Below are 18,728 nucleotides of genomic sequence, written 5' to 3' on the forward strand. Positions count from 1 at the left end.
TTGAGAAACTTATTTTCTAAGTTTAACCTCAGTACGTCTGTTGTTTTTTCTACCTGCACTTGTTGCATTACTATCGATTGGGTAATCTTCACCAAATCCATAAGCAGTTAATCTTGCAGTGTTAATTCCATTTTCTACTAAGTAATCTTTTACAGCATTAGCTCTTCTTTCAGATAATGACTGGTTAGAAGACTTACTGCCTTGACTATCTGTATGACCTTCAATTGTAAAGTTAGACTCTGGGTATTCTTTTAAGATTGCAGTAATGTTCTTTAACACTTCATACGTTTGTTGCTTGAAAGAAGATTTTCCAGAATCAAATAAGATTGTCTTAGCGTAGCTTTGTAACTTCTCAATAACTTCTTGAGTTGGTTGAACAACAACTTCAGGACATCCATTGTTAGCAACTGTTCCTACTTCTTTAGGACATTTATCAACGTTATCTGTTACACCATCACCATCTGTATCTCCCCAAGGACATCCTTGGTTTGCAGCTGGACCAGCTTCATTAGGACATTTGTCTTTTGCATCAGCGATACCATCAGCATCAGCATCTGGACAACCTCTTAAGTTTTTAAGACCTTTAACAGTAGGACAATCATCACTACCATCAACAACACCATCACCATCAGTATCAGGACATCCATTAAATTCTGCTAAACCAGCAACATTTGGACAATCATCTTTACTATCTTCGATACCATCAGCATCAGCATCTGGACAACCGTTGAAAGCTTCTAAACCAAATACTTCTGGACAAGCATCATTTTTGTCGTATATACCATCTCCATCAGAATCTTTTCCTCCAAATCTAACTGATACACCAGCAGAATGTTGGAAATGCTTTGTTAAGTAATCACTAAAAGAGTGCTTATATTTACTTTCAACAAAAACACCAATATTTTCATTAAACCAGTAAGTTGCACCAAGAGCTGCATTTAAAGTTCCAGCTCCTACATTATTAGTTCCACCTACTCCGTTGTCATTATATCGTCCTTCTTCAATCCATGTATATCCACCACCGATACCAAATGTTGGCTCGAAAGTTTTACACTTGATTAAGCTTCCTAAATTATATCTAACTAATGCATCTAATGCATAGTAGCTTAAATCTCCAACTCTTACACTTGGTGTAGTATCACCAAATTGTCCCCATTTAGTTATTCTATTAATAGAACCTCCAACTTCAACACTAAAGTTATCTGATATGTATTTAGATGCCGAAATTGTAGATAAAGAAGGAAGAATATTCCAGTGATCTTCAACATTAAAGAATTCGTCAAAGTAATCTCCCTGAGGAGCATCTTCTCCAACTGGATAAACGTCAACCGCGTTTATACCAAATTTAATAGCCCAAGGATTGTCTTGGTCTTGTGCATTTACATTATTGAAACTTACAATAAGTACTAATGCGAATAATAATCTGCTAAGATTTTTCATATTCAAAAAGTTTAATTTTTAAGTGTTAATTAGAAGCAAAAATAAGTTGTTAAATCTTTTTAACAAAGACAAATATATAAAAATATTGGTTATTGACATAAAATGTCAAAATTATTAAGCCTTTTATATTATTTCTAAAGTCTTACCAACTTTTGTAAAGGCCTCAATAGCTTTATCTAAATGTTCTTTTTCATGAGCAGCAGATAACTGTACTCTTATTCTAGCTTTATCCTTTGGTACTACAGGAAAAAAGAACCCTATAACATAAATTCCTTCCTGTAAAAGCATATTTGCCATTGTTTGAGATAATTTTGCATCATAAAGCATTACTGGTACTATAGCTGAATCTCCATCTATAACATCAAATCCGGCTGATTTCATACCTTTTTTAAAGTAATTTGTATTACTTTCTAGCTTATCTCGTAAAGATGTATCATTTTTAAGCATATCAAAAACCTTAATTGATGCTCCCACAATAGCTGGCGCTAAAGAGTTTGAAAATAAATAAGGTCTAGAACGCTGACGTAATATATCTATAACCTCTTTTTTTGCTGTTGTATAACCTCCCATGGCGCCACCAAGAGCTTTTCCTAAAGTTCCAGTAATAATATCTATACGTCCTAAAACACCTTTTTCTTCAAGTGTTCCTATTCCTGTTTCTCCTATAAAACCTGTAGCATGACACTCATCTATCATAACTAACGCATCGTATTTATCTGCTAAATCACATATCTTATCTAAAGGAGCAACTAAACCGTCCATTGAAAACACACCATCTGTTACTATTATTTTAAAACGTGCTCCATTTTCATTAGCAGCTATAAGTTGTTGTTCTAAATCTGCCATATCATTATTTTGATAACGATAACGTGCCGCCTTACATAAACGCACACCATCAATAATAGAAGCATGATTTAAAGAATCTGAAATAATAGCATCTTCTTTACTAAGTAAAGGTTCGAAAACACCTCCATTAGCATCAAAAGCAGCAGCATATAATATAGTATCTTCTGTACCGTAAAAATCTGCGATTTTTTGTTCAAGCTCTTTATGTATGTCTTGTGTTCCACAAATAAATCTTACCGAAGACATACCAAAACCATGAGTATTCATTGTATCTTGCGCAGCTTTAATCACTTCTGGATGCGATGACAGTCCCAAATAATTGTTTGCACAGAAATTTAAAACGGTTTCTCCTGTATTTAATGTAATCTCTGCTCCTTGTGGTGATGTTATAATACGCTCTTCTTTATATAGCCCATTACTTTTTATGCTTTGTATTTCTTCTTGTAAGTATTCTTTTATTTTACCGTACATATTTTTCTTTAATTAGTTGGTTTTACAAATCTAAGAATGTTTAAACTAATTATAATTTTTAATAGTAATATCTTTATTAATATATATTAATATTTTTTTAGACACTTTAAATTCCATCTCTTCCAAAACATCATGATAGTCTTGAAGTTGATGTTGGTATTTAGGATTATGCAATCCTGTTTTATAATCAATAATTACAACTTCATTTTCATTATTAATAATTAAACGGTCTGGTCTATAAATTTTGCCTGTCTTAGAAATAATATCGCGTTCATTATATACCGTATTACTTTCGGAATAATACTTTTTTAAATCTGGATGGTTTATTATTTGAAGTATTGAAACCCGAAGCGCATCTGCTTGTTCATTATTAATTACTCCAGAAGTTATAAAATCATTAATAGCAAAATCAACATCATTTTCTGTTTTAATATGCTCCATAATATCATGTAAAAGATTTCCTTTCTCAATGGCTTGCTCTTGATTTGTATCCCATAAATAGCCTGAATTTGTTATAACTTTAATATTATGATCTTGTTTAGCTGTAGATATAAATTCTTCTAATTCTATTGTTTCATTTTTATTATTTACTGCTTTAGTTATTGATCGCTTTTGAGAACCAAAACTATATTCCATTTTCGAATTATCCCAATGATTACTTTGCATCAAATAATTAATTAGCATTCCTGAATATGTATTAGGCTTAACAAAACCTTTAGAATCAATGTCTTTTTTACCTATAACATATAATTGTTCTATTGGGCGAGTTAAAGCAACATATAATAAATTAACATTATCTAGTTCTAATTCTGCTTGATGTCTTTTATAAATATAATTTCCAACATCTCCATATAGCTCAAAATCTTTATTATAATTTAAAAGTGTATGCGTAAAACCTTTATACTTCTCAGCATCTAGTGCAATCCATTCTTTAGGTTCAATTTCTCTATAAATATCTAAATCTGCATACGGAAATATAACAACAGGAAATTCTAACCCTTTAGATTTATGAATCGTCATTATTTGAATAGCGTCTTGATTTTGAGGCGACACAATACTTAAACTATCTTTCTTTTTCTCGAAATAGTCCAAAAATGATAAAACATCTGAAATATTTTTTTGAGAATACTCTAAAACCAAATCAAGATAAAATTGAATATAAGCATTAGAACTGTCTACTAATTTAAATTCGCGAACAATGGTTTCAACAACATCATAAAGTGCTTGCTGGATTATTATTTTTGAATTGATAAAGATTCCGAAAGACTCAAAACTTTTAAATAATTCAGTAAGCTCTATTTTTATATGGTTTTGAAAATACTCATGCTTATCTTTTATAGAATACTTTTGAGCTAGAAAATCTAAAATAGAAAGTCTAGATTCACTATCATTTGGATTGACTAATAGTATTAAAAGATTATTTACAAAATTAACTTCCGGTGAGTTACTAATTAGCATTGTTTCGCTAGAAGTAATTTTTAATCCTTTACTACTTAAAAATTCAGCAATAGCAATACCTTCTTTTTTCTTTCTAACTAGAATACAAATGTCTTTTAATGTATAACCATTTTCTAGACAAGAGTTAACACTTTCAAGAACCTCATTAGTGTATAAATCATTTCTATTTTCACCAGTATCAAAATCAATAAACTTAAGGTTAACATAGCCTTTCTCTTCTATAAAAAAATCTTGACTAGCATGTTTATATAAATTAGAATAATCTAGATTCATAAACACTGTAGTAGATAAGAACTCAAAAAAACGATTATTAAAATCTACTATGTTCTCGAAACTACGATAGTTTGCAGGCAAGTTTTCAAGTTGTTTTTCTACATGAAATGGGTTGTCCTCATTAAATAAACCTATAAATTGTTCTGCTTTTCCGCCTCGCCATCTATAAATAGCTTGTTTGGCATCACCAACCAACATTGCTGTCCCTTGTTCTCCTTTTATATTTTGCCCAGACAATGTATTCTCTACTAAAGGAATTAAGTTTCCCCATTGCATTTGCGATGTATCTTGAAATTCATCTATAAAATAATGTCGAAATTTTTCTCCCATTCGCTCATAAATAAAAGGAGTAGGTTGTCCACTAATTTCTTTACTTATAATGTTATTAAATTCTGAAATAAGCATTTTATTCTGTTCTTCTTTTAAAATGTTTAGCTCTTTATTAATAACATTTAATACAGAAAGCGGTGTTAGGTTTTTATAAAAAGCATTTAAAAACTTATAATTAAAAACAGCACGTTTAGTGTTATGGTATGCTTTTTCTATTTGCGGTAAGATAGACTCAATAATACTAGCTTTAGTTTCATCTAAAGTTTTATTATAAACCTTTATTCTCTCAGAAATATTATTCTCTAATTGATTATCGTATAATCTTGTAAAGTTTAATTCTCTAGCCTTTTTAAAATGATTGGGTAAAGTCCCTCGTGTAAAATCTGTAAAATCTAATCCGTTTTTTGTTATTAATTCTAAAACGCTTGTTGCACTATTGATAATATTTTTTTTAGAAGTCTCGATTTCGGAAATCAAAAGTTTTTTCAACTCTTTAAAATCATCTAAGGTTTTATCTTCTATAGTTTTTATAAACTCTAAGTCGTTTTCTTTAATAAGCAAATTTGCAATGCTATTAAAGTCTTTAGAGACATCCCAACTTTTATCATCATCTGCTTTTTCAATAGCAAAATCGACTAGAATTTTAGTTAGTCGTTTATCACTTCCTGCTTTGGCTATTAAACTATCTACTGCTTCATTTAATAATGATTTCACGTCTAATTCAACTTCAAAATTTAGTGGCAACTTTAAATCGTAAGCAAAGGTTCTAATTAGGCGATGATTGAATCCATCTATTGTAGAAATATCAAATGCTGCATAATTATGCATTATAGTATTTAATATGATTTTTGATCTTTTATGTAAAGTATCATCTTCAATAGGTAACTCTTCACAAATAGCTTTAAACATACTATTTGGAGTTTCTAAAATTTCTATATCTGAAAACAGTTTTAACATTTCTATAATCCTAGCTTTCATTTCACCTACGGCTTTATTTGTAAATGTGATAGCTAAAATGTGTTTAAACTGATAATTACTGGTAGAAGCAAATAGTATTTTGAGGTATTCTTTTACAAGTGTAAAGGTTTTTCCACTTCCGGCAGAAGCATCATAAACCCGAAAAGAATGTTGGTTTGGCATACTATTTTACAATTTTGACACAAGATAAAAACAATCAATCATTTGATAAGCATTTATTATTTTTAAATGAATGGTTTTATGTGTAAATTTGAATAGAATTTTTTTAATAATAAAAACACAGAATTATGGCTTTCGAATTACCGAAATTAAAATATGCATACGACGCTTTAGAACCAAATATAGATGCGCGTACAATGGAAATACACCATTCTAAACACCATAATGGTTATACCTCTAAATTAAATGCTGCAATTGAAGGCACAGATTTAAATGGAAAAACTATTGAAGATATATTAACTAATCTTGATATGGATAATAAGGCTGTTAGAAATAATGGTGGTGGATTCTACAACCACTCTTTATTTTGGGAAGTAATGAATCCAGAAGGAAAAGGGCGTTTATCTGGTGAATTAAAAGATGCTATTGAAGCAGCTTATGGTTCTTTTGATGCTTTTAAAGATGCATTTAGTAAAGCTGCAGCAACTCAATTTGGATCTGGTTGGGCTTGGCTATGTGTTCATAAAGGAGGAAAAGTAGAAGTTTGTTCTACACCAAACCAAGACAATCCATTAATGCCAGGAGGAACTTGTGGAGGAACACCAATCTTAGGCTTAGATGTATGGGAGCATGCTTATTATTTAAACTATCAAAATAGAAGACCTGATTATATTGAAGCTTTCTTTAATGTAATTAACTGGAATGAAGTAGAAAGACGTTATGCTGAAGCAAAATAGTCAAAAACAATAATATATTAAAAAAGCAGATTCGTTTGAATCTGCTTTTTTTTATACACTTAAAATTTAATTTGCTGGGTTTCTTTTAAAATAAAAAAGGTGAACGAGAGTTCACCTTTTTTGCCCCAAATCTACCATGAACTTAACCTACTTATGTTATGGTAAGCTCAAATATAACGAGAACAAATTTGATTTATTGTTTTTTTAGACAAAAAGCATAAAAATCTGATAAAGTGTGTTTTATCGATGCGATAGAATAATTTAAGACTGTATTAGATGAAAAGCACTGTTGAAAATAGAGATTAAAAAACAATATAAAATAAAAAAGGTGAACGAGAGTTCACCTTTTTTGCCCCAAATCTACCATGAACTTAACCTACTTATGTTATGGTGATTTAAATTTATAGTAATTTAATTTTCCTAGGAAATCTTTTAGACTAAAAGCACCTATTTCTGTTTAAGTGATTAATTACTAGTTAATAAGCTCGCTCTTTATTTCCTTCATAAAAATTAATAAAAGCTCTATTAACTACTCTATTACCTCCAACTGTTGGATAATTTCCAGTAAAATACCAGTCTCCTAAATTATCTGGACACGCCATATGAAGGTTTTCTACTGGTTGAAAAATAATTTCAACTTCTGCATTTACAGATTCATCACTCAATAACTCAGAAATTTTTGCCGAAATTTGCTCTGGTGTAAATTGATCATAAATTTCTTTCACAAAATTCTTAACATCCTTATCTGCCAAGTCAACTTGCTTCTTACATTTAGCATATACTTCTTCCACTAAATGATATTTATTATTATCTTTCAATAAAGCCAATGCAGCATTAAAAGCAACTAATGTTTCCAAATTAGCCATATCTATACCATAACAATCTGGGTAACGTATTTGCGGTGCAGAAGATACAACAACAATCTTTTTAGGATGTAGCCTATCCATCATTTTAATAATACTCTTTTTTAAGGTTGTCCCGCGAACAATACTATCATCTATAATAACTAAATTATCTGTTGGTTTTATAACGCCGTATGTAACATCATAAACGTGCGCTACTAAATCATCACGACTACTATCTTCTGTTATAAATGTCCTTAGCTTAACATCTTTAATTGCAATTTTTTCTATACGAGGTCTTTCTTTTAAAATATCTATTACCTGTTCTTTAGATAATTTTCCATTTCCATCTAAAATTGCTTGTGTTTTTCGCTCATTTAAATACTCTTCAACAGTTTCTATCATTCCAAAGAATGATGTTTCTGCCGTATTTGGTATATATGAAAAAACACTATTTGCAGTATCATTGCCTATAGCTTTTAATACTTCTGGCATTAACAATCTACCAAGCATTTTTCGTTCTTGATATATTTCTGCATCACTACCTCTAGAAAAATAAATACGCTCAAAAGAACAAGCTTTTCGTTCTAATGGCTCTAATATTTTCTTAATAGAAACTGAGCCTGATTTTTTAGTAATTATTGCATGACCTGGATCTAATTCCTTAACATCATCGAATGCTACATTAAAAACCGTTTGAATTACTGGACGCTCTGAAGCAACAACAACCACTTCATCATCTTTGTAATAATATACTGGGCGAATACCTGCTGGATCACGTAATACAAAAGAATCTCCATGACCTAAAAGACCTGCCATTGCGTATCCGCCATCCCAATTTTTTGCTGCTCTTCTTAAAATCTTTCCAACTTTTAAACGCTTAGCTATTAATGGAGAACATTCGTTTTTATTATAGCCTTCTTTTTTTAAATCTTTATAAATTTTACTCACTGCGTCATCAAGAAAATGCCCTATTTTCTCCATGATTGTAATTGTATCTGTATACTCTTTTGGATGTTGACCAAGTTCAACTAAATTGCTAAATAACTCTTTAACATTAGTCATGTTAAAGTTACCTGCTAAAATTAAATTTCTATGCTGCCAGTTATTTTGTCTTAAAAACGGATGTACACTTTCTACACTATTTTTTCCAAAAGTTCCATAACGTACATGACCTAAAAGAACTTCTCCAATATATGGTATGTTCTGTTTTTGCAATGCTACATCATCATTATATTCTGGATGCGCAGTAAGCTCATTATTAATACGTTCATTAATTTGAGCAAAAATATCTTGAATGGGTTGCTGTTCTATAGAACGTACTCTACTTATATAACGTTCTCCTGGTTTAGTATCTAATTTAATACTAGCAAAACCAGCACCGTCTTGACCACGATTGTGCTGTTTTTCCATCATTAAATACATTTTGTTTACACCGTAAAATGCACTTCCATATTTTTCTTTATAATACTCTAATGGTTTTAAAAGTCTAATATGTGCAATACCGCACTCGTGTTTTAAAGCATCACTCATTGTTGTTGTTGTTGTGTTGTGAGTTGTTTGTTAAATATATATTCTAAATAAAAAACGCGCTCAAAATTTGAGCGCGTCTTTTTATGTTAATTCAATTTCGAATTGTGTTAAATCCTTGAACTGCTGTAAGCGTTTATGTACTTCACTACTTGTTAGACTCTCCATTCGCTCTGTACCAAATTTCTCTACACAGAAAGACGCCAATGTTGAACCATAAATTACTGCGTTTTTCATATTCTCAAAAGATGTATCTCCTGTTTTTGCCAAATACCCTGCAAAACCACCAGCAAATGTATCTCCTGCTCCTGTTGGATCAAAAACCGCTTCTAAAGGTAATGCCGGAGCATAGAATACACTATCATCATGAAATAATAAGGCACCATGTTCTCCTTTTTTAATTACCACATATTTTGGACCCATTTCGTGAATTTTTCTAGCCGCAACCACTAAAGAGTATTCCCCTGTTAATTGTCTTGCTTCTTCATCATTAATGGTAATAACATCAACATTTTTAATAACTGAAAGTAAATCGTCTAAAGCAATGTCCATCCAGAAATTCATAGTATCTAAAATTGCTAACTTAGGTTTTTTAGACATTTGATTTAATACACCTTGCTGTACTATTGGGTGTAAGTTTCCTAACATTACAATGTCTGCATCTTTATAATCTTCTGGAACTATTGGGTTAAAATGCTCTAATACATTTAACTCTGTTGCTAAAGTATCACGAGAATTCATATCGTTATGATATTTTCCACTCCAAAAGAAAGTCTTACCATCTTTTACAATTTCTACACCATCAATATTTAAATTCTTACTTGTTAAAAGATCTAAATGTTCTTGTGGGAAATCACCACCAACTACAGATACTAAAGCTGCATCTACATTAAAATTTGAAGCAGATAAACCAATATATGTTGCTGCTCCTCCTAATATCTTATCTGTTTTTCCAAAAGGTGTTTCAATAGCATCAAATGCTACAGTACCTACCACTACTAATTTGCTCATAAAGCGTTTTAAAATTTAGTGCAAATATACAGTCTTTAATTACAATCTCAAGTTTTTTTATTCTTGTGATACAATACTAGAATGAGATTGTTTAATTGTCGCTTTTAATTCTGAAAATGTTTTAAATGGCCCTTTAATTAAAAGACTGTTTACAACAAAAGCAGGAAGATTCCCTTCTGGATCTAAAAACAATTGCTGTGTTACTATAGTTTTAGCACCCTTTTCTTCTAAAAGCCAATATCCCATTACTGTTTTAATTCTTATAGTCTTTTCTTTTAAGGGTAATGCATTGGGTAAACTTTCTAATGTGAGTTTTATCTTTTTATTAGACAATTTTTCTACTGTTAAAAGCGTAATAATATCTCTGTCTTTTATTGGCCATGGTAATTGTTTATGTGCATAAAAAACATGTTCACTATCTGATATTGATTTCACATAATAGCTAACACCTGCTTCGCAATTAGTAGTATAATCTGGAGCTTCAAGTAATTCTGCTAATACATTATCTATTCTTGTTTCAATTATTGTTGTTGCCTTATATTCATCAAAATTGATATTCTCAATAGCACGCGTATAAATTTGTATGTTGTTTTCGTTTTTTTTTAGTTTCCATTCGTTTTGAGAAAAACTTAGTAATGGAATTAATAACAAATAAACTAAAGGTGTTTTCAACATAACAATTCTTTTTTTTAATTGTTTTAGTTGTTAGATTTTACGATTCATTACAACACCACATGTTAAATAGACATTATTTTCGGCCAAAATCTGCTGGGATTTCTCCCCAAGCTTTAGTTTCCCATTTTACAATAGTAGTTTTATATTCATTCTCTTTTAACCAAGTCACAGCACGATCTACCAAATCATATACTGGTTTGTTTTTTTTATTCCGTTCTAATTTAGAATTACAAGTTTGTTTTCGCACCCAACTCATAGCTGTTCTAGAATCTGTATATATAATACGATTACTATTATGTTTTTTTAGATAACTTAAACCATGAACTAAAGCTAGAAACTCTCCTAAATTATTTGTTCCTTCTGGAAAAGGACCTTGAATGAATAATTGTTTTTTTGTTTTAGTATCTACACCTCTATATTCCATAATACCTGGATTACCACTAGAAGCTGCATCAACTGCTATAGAATTATAATTAGGCTGTCCTATTTTTTTTAATTGCTCGTCTGTAAGCTCACTCGTAAATGTTTTATTCTTACCAACATAATCAAAATAGTTTCCTTTAAGGGCTTTTTTAGCAGCATCAAATGTACTAAAAGACTTGTATTGCGCACCTTCAAAATCTTTTATTTGAGCCTTACAATCATTCCAAGATTCAAAAACACCTGTATGATGCCCTTTCCAAACTGTATAATATTTTTTCTTCTTTTTACTCATTTAAAAGTCTTTCAACCACTATAGGAAAATGTTTCATTTCTAATTCATGAATCTTAGCAGCAACATCTTCAGCAGAATCTGAAGGTTTTACCTCACATTTGGCTTGAAAAATGATAGCGCCTTCATCATAATGTTCATTTACATAATGAATAGTAATACCCGTTTCAGTTTCTTTATTATTTACTACTGCCTTATGAACATGCATTCCATACATGCCTTTTCCACCAAATTTTGGTAATAGAGCAGGATGTACATTTATAACTTTATTTGGGAAATGTTTAAGAATGTTTTCCGGAAATTTCCATAGAAAACCAGCTAGAACAATTATGTCTGGATTAGTACTCTTTAAAATATTAAGCACATCTTCTGTTTCAGTAAAAGCTATTTTATTAAATGATAATGCGCTAATTCTTAGCTTTTTACACCTATCCAAAACTTTGGCATGCGGATTGTTAGTAAGAACTTGAATAACAGACGCATTGTCCCTATTTTGAAAAAACTTAATTAAATTTTCAGCATTACTTCCGCTTCCGGACGCAAAAATTACTACACGTTTCATTTTCTAGTTTCAATGTTAAATCTTCAAACAAAAAAAAGAATAATTATTAACAATTATAGGCTAAAACACAATTTCTTGAATAGAAATTATTAAATTACAATCACATTTTTTCTGTAAAGGTGTGTTTTAAAATAAAGTTTTTTATTTTTGCCTCTTAATTAAAACTAAAAAAATTAAAATTATGTCAGACATTGCATCAAGAGTAAAAGCGATAATCGTAGACAAATTAGGTGTTGATGAGAACGAAGTTGTAACTGAAGCTAGCTTCACTAACGATTTAGGAGCAGATTCATTAGACACTGTTGAATTAATTATGGAATTCGAAAAAGAATTCGATATTCAAATTCCAGACGATCAAGCTGAAAACATTGCAACAGTTGGTCAAGCTGTATCATACATTGAAGCTGCAAAATAAGCACTAATATTTATGGAACTTAAGCGAGTTGTAGTTACAGGCCTAGGCGCTCTTACACCAATAGGGAATACCAAAGAAGAATACTGGAATGCTCTAATAAAAGGTAAAAGCGGTGCTGCGCCTATTACATATTTTGATACTGAAAAGTTTAAAACAAAATTCGCTTGTGAGTTAAAAAACTTTGACGTGAACGATTTCATACATAGGAAAGAGTCACGTAGAATGGACAGGTTTACGCAGTACGCAATGGTCGCATCTGATGAGGCTATTGCGGATGCTAACCTAAATTTAGATACCGTTAACAAACTTAGAGTTGGCGTTATTTGGGGAGCAGGAATTGGTGGTTTAGAAACATTCCAGAACGAAGTATTAAACTTTGCTGATGGAGACGGAAGTCCAAGGTTTAACCCTTTCTTTATCCCTAAAATGATTGCAGATATAGCACCAGGAAACATATCTATTAAAAATGGATTTATGGGGCCTAATTATACTACAGTATCTGCTTGTGCATCATCTGCTAATGCGATGATTGATGCTTTAAACTATATTCGTTTAGGTCATTGTGATGTTATTGTTACTGGTGGAAGTGAAGCTGCAGTAACTATTGCAGGAATGGGTGGGTTTAATGCCATGCACGCTTTATCTACTAGAAATGATAGTCCTGAAACAGCTTCAAGACCTTTTGACTCTACAAGAGATGGTTTTGTTTTAGGAGAAGGAGCAGGAGCAATTATTCTAGAAGAATATGAGCATGCTAAAGCAAGAGGTGCTAAAATATATGCAGAAGTTGTTGGTGGTGGTTTATCTAGTGATGCTCACCATATGACAGCTCCACATCCAGAAGGAATAGGTGTTATAGCAGTAATGAAAAACTGTTTAGAAAATGCTGGATTAAAACCTGAAGATGTAGATCATATTAACACACACGGTACATCAACGCCTTTAGGCGATGTTGCTGAGTTAAAAGCTATAACAGAAGTTTTTGGAGATCACGCAAAAAACATCAATATAAATTCTACTAAATCAATGACTGGTCACTTGTTAGGTGCTGCTGGAGCAATTGAATCTATTGCCTCTATTTTAGCAATGGAACACGGTATGATTCCACCTACAATTAATCATGAAAATATTGATGAGAATATAGATCCTAATTTAAACTTAACACTAAACACGCCTCAAAAACGCGATATAAAAGTCGCAATGAGTAATACTTTTGGCTTTGGTGGACATAATGCTTGTGTATTATTTAAAAAATTAGACTAAACCTCGAATGAAACGCATTCGAAACATATTCAACTCCCGTAAAAAAGAAAACGGGGTTTTTTTTACTACCATTTCAGAAATAATAGGCTATAAACCTAAAACAGTTAAGCATTTTAAAACTGCTTTCACACATCGTTCAATGAACATTAAAAACAGTAATGGTCATGTTGTTAATTATGAACGTTTAGAGTTTTTAGGTGATGCTATGTTAAGTGCTGTAATTGCTCATCATTTGTACGAAGAAGTCCCTAGTGGTGATGAAGGTTACTTAACTAAAATGCGTTCTAAAGTGGTAAGTAGAGAGCATTTAAATGAACTAGGAAAAGATCTTCAATTAATTAAATTAGTAGAAAGTAAAATACCTAAAGGTCAATTTGGAGATAATATTCATGGTAATTTATTTGAATCTTTAGTTGGTGCTATTTATTTAGATGGAGGTTATAAAGCCTGTGAAAAATTCATTTACAAGCGGGTTATTATTCCTTTTGTAGATATCGCTCAATTAGAAGGTAAAGTTATAAGTTATAAAAGCTTGCTAATAGAATGGTGCCAAAAAGAAAAGAAAACTTTCGACTATAATGTTTATGAAGATACTGGTAATGATAATATTCGTCATTTTTCAGTTAAACTTTCAATAGATCAAAAAATTGTAGCTAAAGGAAGAGCAACTTCAAAAAAGAAAGCAGAAGAAAAAGCATCTAAGCGCGCTTTTTTCGTTTTTCAAAATCAAATATCTAAAGCTTTTTTATAAGCTTGAATTTTCGTTTTCGTTTTCTAAAGAAAACCTTTTCTAACTATAACGATTTCGTATTAATTTATTCTTAAGATTACCCCAAATTAGCTGTTTTCGTCCATATTAAATACTATATTTACAATTAATTCTGTTGTGAACATGGCAATTAAAAAACTCGTTTTAGATGATTTTTTTGAAGAAGAAGACTTCTCGCTTATTGGAATTCATTGCACTATTGAAGATTATCGCTTAGCTTTTTTACTTAATAAAGTTTTAGATATTAAACTTTCTAGGCAAGACAGTGATATCGATAACAACAATCGAAAAACAACTTTTTCTTTATTTGAATGGGAAGATAGCGCACAGTTTAAAACATGGAATTTAGTATCTAATACTTGCAAAGTATTATCTAACCAGATAAACGAAAACAGTTTAGATTCTCTTTTTAGTTTTAATGAAACGATAACTAAAATTCATCATTTAGTTCCTGAGTATAGTAAAGCTAATTATCTACTTAAAATTAATAATGCGCTTAATAAAAAAAAAGAAAAGCTCATTTTAAACAAAATACTAAACATAGATCAAGTCATTACGGCATATAGTATTGCAACAAATGAACTAAAATCTAAAGACCAATTAATATTTAACTAATGTTAAAAAGAAAAAAAACCAAAATTGTAGCGACCTTAGGTCCTGCAACTAGTAGCAAAGAAGTGCTTAAAGGCATGCTTGACGAAGGTGCTAATGTATTTAGAATTAATTTTTCTCATGCAGAATACGAAGATGTAAAAGAGCGTGTACAAATGATTCGTGAACTTAATGACGAATTTGGTTATAATGCTTCAATTCTTGCCGATTTACAAGGACCTAAACTACGTGTAGGTGTTATGAAAGGGGAAGTTATTGTAAACCCAGGAGATGAAATTATTTTTGCAACTGGAGAACGTTTTGAAGGCACAAAAAAACGCGTCTATATGACCTATGATAATTTTCCTCAAGATGCAAAAAAAGGAGAACGCATTCTTTTAGATGATGGAAAATTAATATTTGAGGTTATTTCTACAGATAAGAAAAGTGAAGTAAAAGCAAAAGTTATTCAAGGCGGACCTTTAAAATCTAAAAAAGGGGTAAATCTTCCAAATACAAATATTTCTCAGCCAGCTTTAACAGAAAAAGATATTGAAGATGCTAAATTTGCTTGTGAATTAAAAGTCGATTGGTTAGCATTATCTTTTGTACGTCACGCTGAAGATTTAATGGTACTTCAAGAACTTATTAAAGAATATAGTGATCACAAAATTCCAATTATTGCTAAAATTGAAAAACCTGAAGGCGTTGCTAATATCGATAAGATTGTTGCATACTGTGATGGTTTAATGGTAGCAAGAGGTGACTTAGGGGTAGAAATACCAGCTGAAGAAGTTCCATTAGTACAAAAGCAATTAGTATTACGCGCCAAACGTGCAAGAATTCCAGTAATTATTGCTACACAAATGATGGAAACTATGATTGATAGTCTTACACCTACTCGAGCAGAAGTTAATGATGTTGCCAATTCTGTAATGGATGGTGCAGATGCAGTAATGTTATCTGGAGAAACTAGTGTAGGTAAATATCCCGTACAGGTTATTAAGCAAATGGCAAACATTATTCGTAGTGTTGAAGATAGTGACCTAATTCATGTCCCGGAAGCTCCACCACATATACGTACTAAACGCTACATTACAAAATCGATTTGTTATCACGCTGCACATATGGCGAACGAAATTGATGCTAAAGGAATTTCAACACTAACAAATAGTGGTTATACAGCATTTCAAATTTCTGCATGGAGACCAAGCGCTCATATATTAGTATTTACATCTAATAAACGAATTCTAACACAACTAAACTTACTTTGGGGAGTTAAAGCATTCTTTTACGACAAATTTGTAAGTACAGATGAAACTATAGAAGACGTTAATAAAATGGCTCAAGAAATGGGTTATCTAGAAAAAGGAGATATGCTAGTAAGTCTTGCTGCAATGCCTATTCAAGAAAAAGGAATGGTTAATACATTACGAGTTACTGAGATATAAATAGAAAATAATAAAAAAGTCTGCTATTTAAATAGCTGGCTTTTTTATTAAAATTTAAATTGTAATTGTACGCTTATACTTTTTTTATCGACCTTTTTAGTCGTTTTTTCAGTATTTAAATTAGATAAAGAAATACCCAATAATCGTACAGAATTATTTAGCTTTTCTTGATACAATAAATCTTTAGCTGTTTCTAAAATAATATCCTTATCACTTATAAAATAAGGTAAAGTTTTACTTCTTGTCTGTAATGTGAAATCACTATATTTTATTTTAAGCGTTACTGTTTTACCTGCTACTTTGCTCTTAGCTAATCTACGAGAAACTTCGTCTGCAATATGCCGTAATTTTTCAAGCATAAAAATCTCTGATGACAAGTTTTCATTAAACGTGCGTTCTGCTGCTAAACTTTTTCTTACACGATTTGGTTTTACTTCGCTATTTTGTATGCCTCTAACAATATAATAATAGTACTTACCAGATTTTCCAAAGTTTCCTTCTAGGAATTCTAATGTTTTTGACTTTAAATCAATACCAGTAAAAATACCTTTTTGATACATTTTTTCGGCTGTGACTTTGCCAATACCATAAAATTTTCTAATATCTAATTGTTCTAAAAACTCTAAAACCTCTTCTGGATTTACTGTTTTTTGACCATTTGGTTTATTATAATCGCTGGCTACTTTAGCTATAAATTTATTTATTGAAATACCCGCAGATGCCGTCAATCCTACTTCATTAAAAATGCGTGCTCTAATTTCTTCAGCTATAAGCGAAGCACTAGGGTTTCCTTTCTTATTTTCTGTTACATCCAAATATGCCTCGTCTAATGATAATGGTTCGACTAAATCGGTGTAATCATGAAAAATAGCTCTAACCTTCTTCGAAATTTCATTATAACGCTCAAACCTTGGACGTACGAATAGTAACTCTGGACACAAACGTCTTGCTTTAACTCCACTCATAGCACTTCTTACACCAAACTTACGTGCTTCATAACTAGCTGCACTAACAACTCCTCTTGTTCCACTACCGCCAACAGCTAAAGGTTTACCTTTAAGTTCTGGATTGTCCATTTGTTCAACAGAAGCATAAAAAGCGTCCATATCTACATGAATAATCTTTCTTGTTGGTAAATCGTTTTGCATGCTGTAAATTTAGACATTATATGTCTTTATTATAAAAGTTTTACGGTTAAACTAAAAGGCATATTGAACACTATGACACATAATTTATGATTGAAATCGAGCGCAAATTCTTAGTAGATTCTAATGACTTTAAATCTGAGGCGTTTAAAAATACACGAATAATTCAAGGTTTTTTAAGCACAGATAAAAAACGAACCGTTCGTATTAGGCTTAAAGGAAATATAGGCTATATAACTATTAAAGGCATTTCCTCTAAAAATGGTTTATCCCGTTTTGAATGGGAAAAAGAAATTTCTAAAACTGAAACAGAAGCACTTTTAAAACTTTGCAAAAAAGGAATGATAGACAAAGTACGTTATGAAGTTAAAGTAGGCAATCACACTTTTGAAATCGATGAGTTTTATGGAGACAATAAAGGTTTAGTTATAGCCGAAGTAGAACTAACTTCAGAAAATGAAAGTTTCTCAAAACCTAATTGGCTAGGGAAAGAAGTTACTGGAGATAATAAATATTATAATTCACAATTAAGTAAAACACCATATAATAAATGGTAAATAATTCTTTTAAATTATGAAAAAAACACTTTTATTTTTATTGATTATACTTTCTGCATGCAAAACTGAAACCAAAGAAGTTCTTGTTGAAGAAGGTATTGTAAATCAACAAAGCTCAAAAAAAACACTTGAAGACTTAAAAACTAATCATTTTGAAGTTTTTGATTATGTTGACGAGAAAACAAAAGATACGGTAATTATGCAAAAATATTTTATTGCCTTCCTAAAATCTGGAGCCAATACAAGCCAAAACAAAGAAGAAACTGAAAAATTACAAAAAGAACATTTAGCACATTTGGGAAAGATGTACGATTTAGGTTATGCAGATATTTCAGGTCCATTTGGTGATGATGGAGCTATACGAGGCATAACTATTTACAACGTCCCTACATTAAAAATGGCAGATAGTTTAGCTAATTCTGATCCTATGGTTAAAGCTGGAAGATTAGAAATAGAAATTCATTCATGGTGGGCAGCAAAAGGTTATGGCTTAAGATAACCTGAAAGGCTATT

At 31.1% G+C, this 18,728-nt stretch carries 17 protein-coding genes; 8 read left to right on the top strand and 9 right to left on the bottom strand.

Going from position 1 to position 18,728, the window contains the following annotated elements:
• Positions 1-9: 9 nt before the first annotated feature.
• The 3 genes from Q0997_RS00510 to Q0997_RS00520 all read right to left on the bottom strand — a co-directional run bounded on the left by Q0997_RS00510 (position 10) and on the right by Q0997_RS00520 (position 5,958).
• Positions 10-1,440, bottom strand: a complete 1,431-nt coding sequence (locus Q0997_RS00510; protein ID WP_299883377.1) for an OmpA family protein — start codon at positions 1,438-1,440, stop codon at positions 10-12.
• A 123-nt stretch (positions 1,441-1,563) separates the two neighbouring features.
• Positions 1,564-2,757 (bottom strand): glycine C-acetyltransferase, encoded by a 1,194-nt coding sequence (gene kbl / locus Q0997_RS00515; protein WP_299883380.1) that lies wholly within the window; start codon positions 2,755-2,757, stop codon positions 1,564-1,566.
• Between the two features lie 45 nt (positions 2,758-2,802).
• A complete protein-coding gene (locus Q0997_RS00520) occupies positions 2,803-5,958 on the bottom strand; it encodes an exodeoxyribonuclease V subunit beta (RefSeq protein WP_299883383.1) in 3,156 nt (1,051 codons plus the stop codon).
• Positions 5,959-6,083: 125 nt separating this feature from the next.
• On the opposite strand from Q0997_RS00520, the gene Q0997_RS00525 reads away from it, so the two are divergent.
• Positions 6,084-6,692 (top strand): superoxide dismutase, encoded by a 609-nt coding sequence (locus tag Q0997_RS00525; RefSeq protein WP_299883386.1) that lies wholly within the window; start codon positions 6,084-6,086, stop codon positions 6,690-6,692.
• A gap of 476 nt (positions 6,693-7,168) precedes the next feature.
• On the opposite strand, the gene Q0997_RS00530 is transcribed toward Q0997_RS00525, so the two are convergent.
• The 5 genes from Q0997_RS00530 to Q0997_RS00550 all read right to left on the bottom strand — a co-directional run bounded on the left by Q0997_RS00530 (position 7,169) and on the right by Q0997_RS00550 (position 12,024).
• Positions 7,169-9,067: an amidophosphoribosyltransferase gene (locus Q0997_RS00530; RefSeq protein ID WP_299883389.1), complete on the bottom strand. Its 1,899-nt coding sequence runs from the start codon at positions 9,065-9,067 to the stop codon at positions 7,169-7,171.
• An 81-nt stretch (positions 9,068-9,148) separates the two neighbouring features.
• The gene (locus Q0997_RS00535; protein WP_299883391.1) at positions 9,149-10,075 is read right to left on the bottom strand and encodes a PfkB family carbohydrate kinase; all 927 of its coding nucleotides are present in this window, start codon (positions 10,073-10,075) and stop codon (positions 9,149-9,151) included.
• 57 nt (positions 10,076-10,132) lie between these two features.
• Positions 10,133-10,750 (bottom strand): START domain-containing protein, encoded by a 618-nt coding sequence (locus Q0997_RS00540; protein ID WP_299883393.1) that lies wholly within the window; start codon positions 10,748-10,750, stop codon positions 10,133-10,135.
• 73 nt (positions 10,751-10,823) lie between these two features.
• Positions 10,824-11,465 (bottom strand): ribonuclease H family protein, encoded by a 642-nt coding sequence (locus Q0997_RS00545; RefSeq protein ID WP_299883395.1) that lies wholly within the window; start codon positions 11,463-11,465, stop codon positions 10,824-10,826.
• Complete coding sequence (locus tag Q0997_RS00550; protein WP_299883397.1) at positions 11,458-12,024, bottom strand: phosphoribosylglycinamide formyltransferase; 567 nt, start codon at positions 12,022-12,024, stop codon at positions 11,458-11,460. The genes Q0997_RS00545 and Q0997_RS00550 overlap by 8 nt, the downstream gene beginning before the upstream one ends.
• Before the next feature lie 181 nt (positions 12,025-12,205).
• Between Q0997_RS00550 and Q0997_RS00555 the strand changes: the two genes are divergently transcribed.
• The 5 genes from Q0997_RS00555 (at position 12,206) to pyk (ending at position 16,513) form a co-directional block, all read left to right on the top strand.
• Positions 12,206-12,439, top strand: coding sequence for an acyl carrier protein (locus Q0997_RS00555; RefSeq protein WP_013869581.1), 234 nt, complete (start codon positions 12,206-12,208; stop codon positions 12,437-12,439).
• 12 nt (positions 12,440-12,451) lie between these two features.
• Positions 12,452-13,702, top strand: a complete 1,251-nt coding sequence (gene fabF / locus Q0997_RS00560; protein WP_299883399.1) for a beta-ketoacyl-ACP synthase II — start codon at positions 12,452-12,454, stop codon at positions 13,700-13,702.
• Between the two features lie 7 nt (positions 13,703-13,709).
• Positions 13,710-14,453, top strand: coding sequence for a ribonuclease III (gene rnc / locus Q0997_RS00565; RefSeq protein ID WP_299883401.1), 744 nt, complete (start codon positions 13,710-13,712; stop codon positions 14,451-14,453).
• Between the two features lie 141 nt (positions 14,454-14,594).
• Entirely contained in the window at positions 14,595-15,086 is a 492-nt protein-coding gene (locus Q0997_RS00570; protein WP_299883403.1) for an IPExxxVDY family protein, read from the top strand.
• Positions 15,086-16,513 carry a pyruvate kinase gene (gene pyk, locus Q0997_RS00575; RefSeq protein WP_299883405.1) on the top strand — a complete coding sequence of 476 codons (1,428 nt, stop codon included), beginning with the start codon at positions 15,086-15,088 and terminating at the stop codon, positions 16,511-16,513. The genes Q0997_RS00570 and pyk overlap by 1 nt, the downstream gene beginning before the upstream one ends.
• 47 nt (positions 16,514-16,560) lie before the next feature.
• On the opposite strand, the gene dinB is transcribed toward pyk, so the two are convergent.
• The gene (dinB, locus tag Q0997_RS00580) at positions 16,561-17,661 is read right to left on the bottom strand and encodes a DNA polymerase IV (RefSeq protein ID WP_299883407.1); all 1,101 of its coding nucleotides are present in this window, start codon (positions 17,659-17,661) and stop codon (positions 16,561-16,563) included.
• Between the two features lie 86 nt (positions 17,662-17,747).
• Here dinB and Q0997_RS00585 point away from each other — a divergent pair, with 86 nt between their 5' ends.
• Together Q0997_RS00585 and Q0997_RS00590 are read left to right on the top strand one after the other, a co-directional pair.
• Entirely contained in the window at positions 17,748-18,215 is a 468-nt protein-coding gene (locus tag Q0997_RS00585) for a CYTH domain-containing protein (protein WP_299883408.1), read from the top strand.
• Positions 18,216-18,231: 16 nt separating this feature from the next.
• Complete coding sequence (locus Q0997_RS00590; protein WP_299883409.1) at positions 18,232-18,714, top strand: YciI family protein; 483 nt, start codon at positions 18,232-18,234, stop codon at positions 18,712-18,714.
• Positions 18,715-18,728 lie beyond the last annotated feature (14 nt).

The organism is uncultured Lacinutrix sp., assembly GCF_947500325.1.
Classification (GTDB): Bacteria; Bacteroidota; Bacteroidia; order Flavobacteriales; family Flavobacteriaceae; genus Lacinutrix.

Excerpts from the sequence above, each read along its gene's own strand:
- Q0997_RS00545 (WP_299883395.1), bottom strand. The coding sequence starts at position 11,465 with ATGAGTAAAAAGAAGAAAAAATATTATACAGTTTGGAAAGGGCATCAT.
- Q0997_RS00570 (WP_299883403.1), top strand. The coding sequence starts at position 14,595 with ATGGCAATTAAAAAACTCGTTTTAGATGATTTTTTTGAAGAAGAAGAC.
- Q0997_RS00590 (WP_299883409.1), top strand. The coding sequence starts at position 18,232 with ATGAAAAAAACACTTTTATTTTTATTGATTATACTTTCTGCATGCAAA.
- Q0997_RS00530 (WP_299883389.1), bottom strand. The coding sequence starts at position 9,067 with ATGAGTGATGCTTTAAAACACGAGTGCGGTATTGCACATATTAGACTT.
- Q0997_RS00510 (WP_299883377.1), bottom strand. The coding sequence starts at position 1,440 with ATGAAAAATCTTAGCAGATTATTATTCGCATTAGTACTTATTGTAAGT.
- Q0997_RS00585 (WP_299883408.1), top strand. The coding sequence starts at position 17,748 with ATGATTGAAATCGAGCGCAAATTCTTAGTAGATTCTAATGACTTTAAA.
- Q0997_RS00520 (WP_299883383.1), bottom strand. The coding sequence starts at position 5,958 with ATGCCAAACCAACATTCTTTTCGGGTTTATGATGCTTCTGCCGGAAGT.
- Q0997_RS00535 (WP_299883391.1), bottom strand. The coding sequence starts at position 10,075 with ATGAGCAAATTAGTAGTGGTAGGTACTGTAGCATTTGATGCTATTGAA.
- Q0997_RS00540 (WP_299883393.1), bottom strand. The coding sequence starts at position 10,750 with ATGTTGAAAACACCTTTAGTTTATTTGTTATTAATTCCATTACTAAGT.
- dinB (WP_299883407.1), bottom strand. The coding sequence starts at position 17,661 with ATGCAAAACGATTTACCAACAAGAAAGATTATTCATGTAGATATGGAC.
- pyk (WP_299883405.1), top strand. The coding sequence starts at position 15,086 with ATGTTAAAAAGAAAAAAAACCAAAATTGTAGCGACCTTAGGTCCTGCA.
- Q0997_RS00550 (WP_299883397.1), bottom strand. The coding sequence starts at position 12,024 with ATGAAACGTGTAGTAATTTTTGCGTCCGGAAGCGGAAGTAATGCTGAA.
- kbl (WP_299883380.1), bottom strand. The coding sequence starts at position 2,757 with ATGTACGGTAAAATAAAAGAATACTTACAAGAAGAAATACAAAGCATA.
- Q0997_RS00555 (WP_013869581.1), top strand. The coding sequence starts at position 12,206 with ATGTCAGACATTGCATCAAGAGTAAAAGCGATAATCGTAGACAAATTA.
- Q0997_RS00525 (WP_299883386.1), top strand. The coding sequence starts at position 6,084 with ATGGCTTTCGAATTACCGAAATTAAAATATGCATACGACGCTTTAGAA.
- fabF (WP_299883399.1), top strand. The coding sequence starts at position 12,452 with ATGGAACTTAAGCGAGTTGTAGTTACAGGCCTAGGCGCTCTTACACCA.
- rnc (WP_299883401.1), top strand. The coding sequence starts at position 13,710 with ATGAAACGCATTCGAAACATATTCAACTCCCGTAAAAAAGAAAACGGG.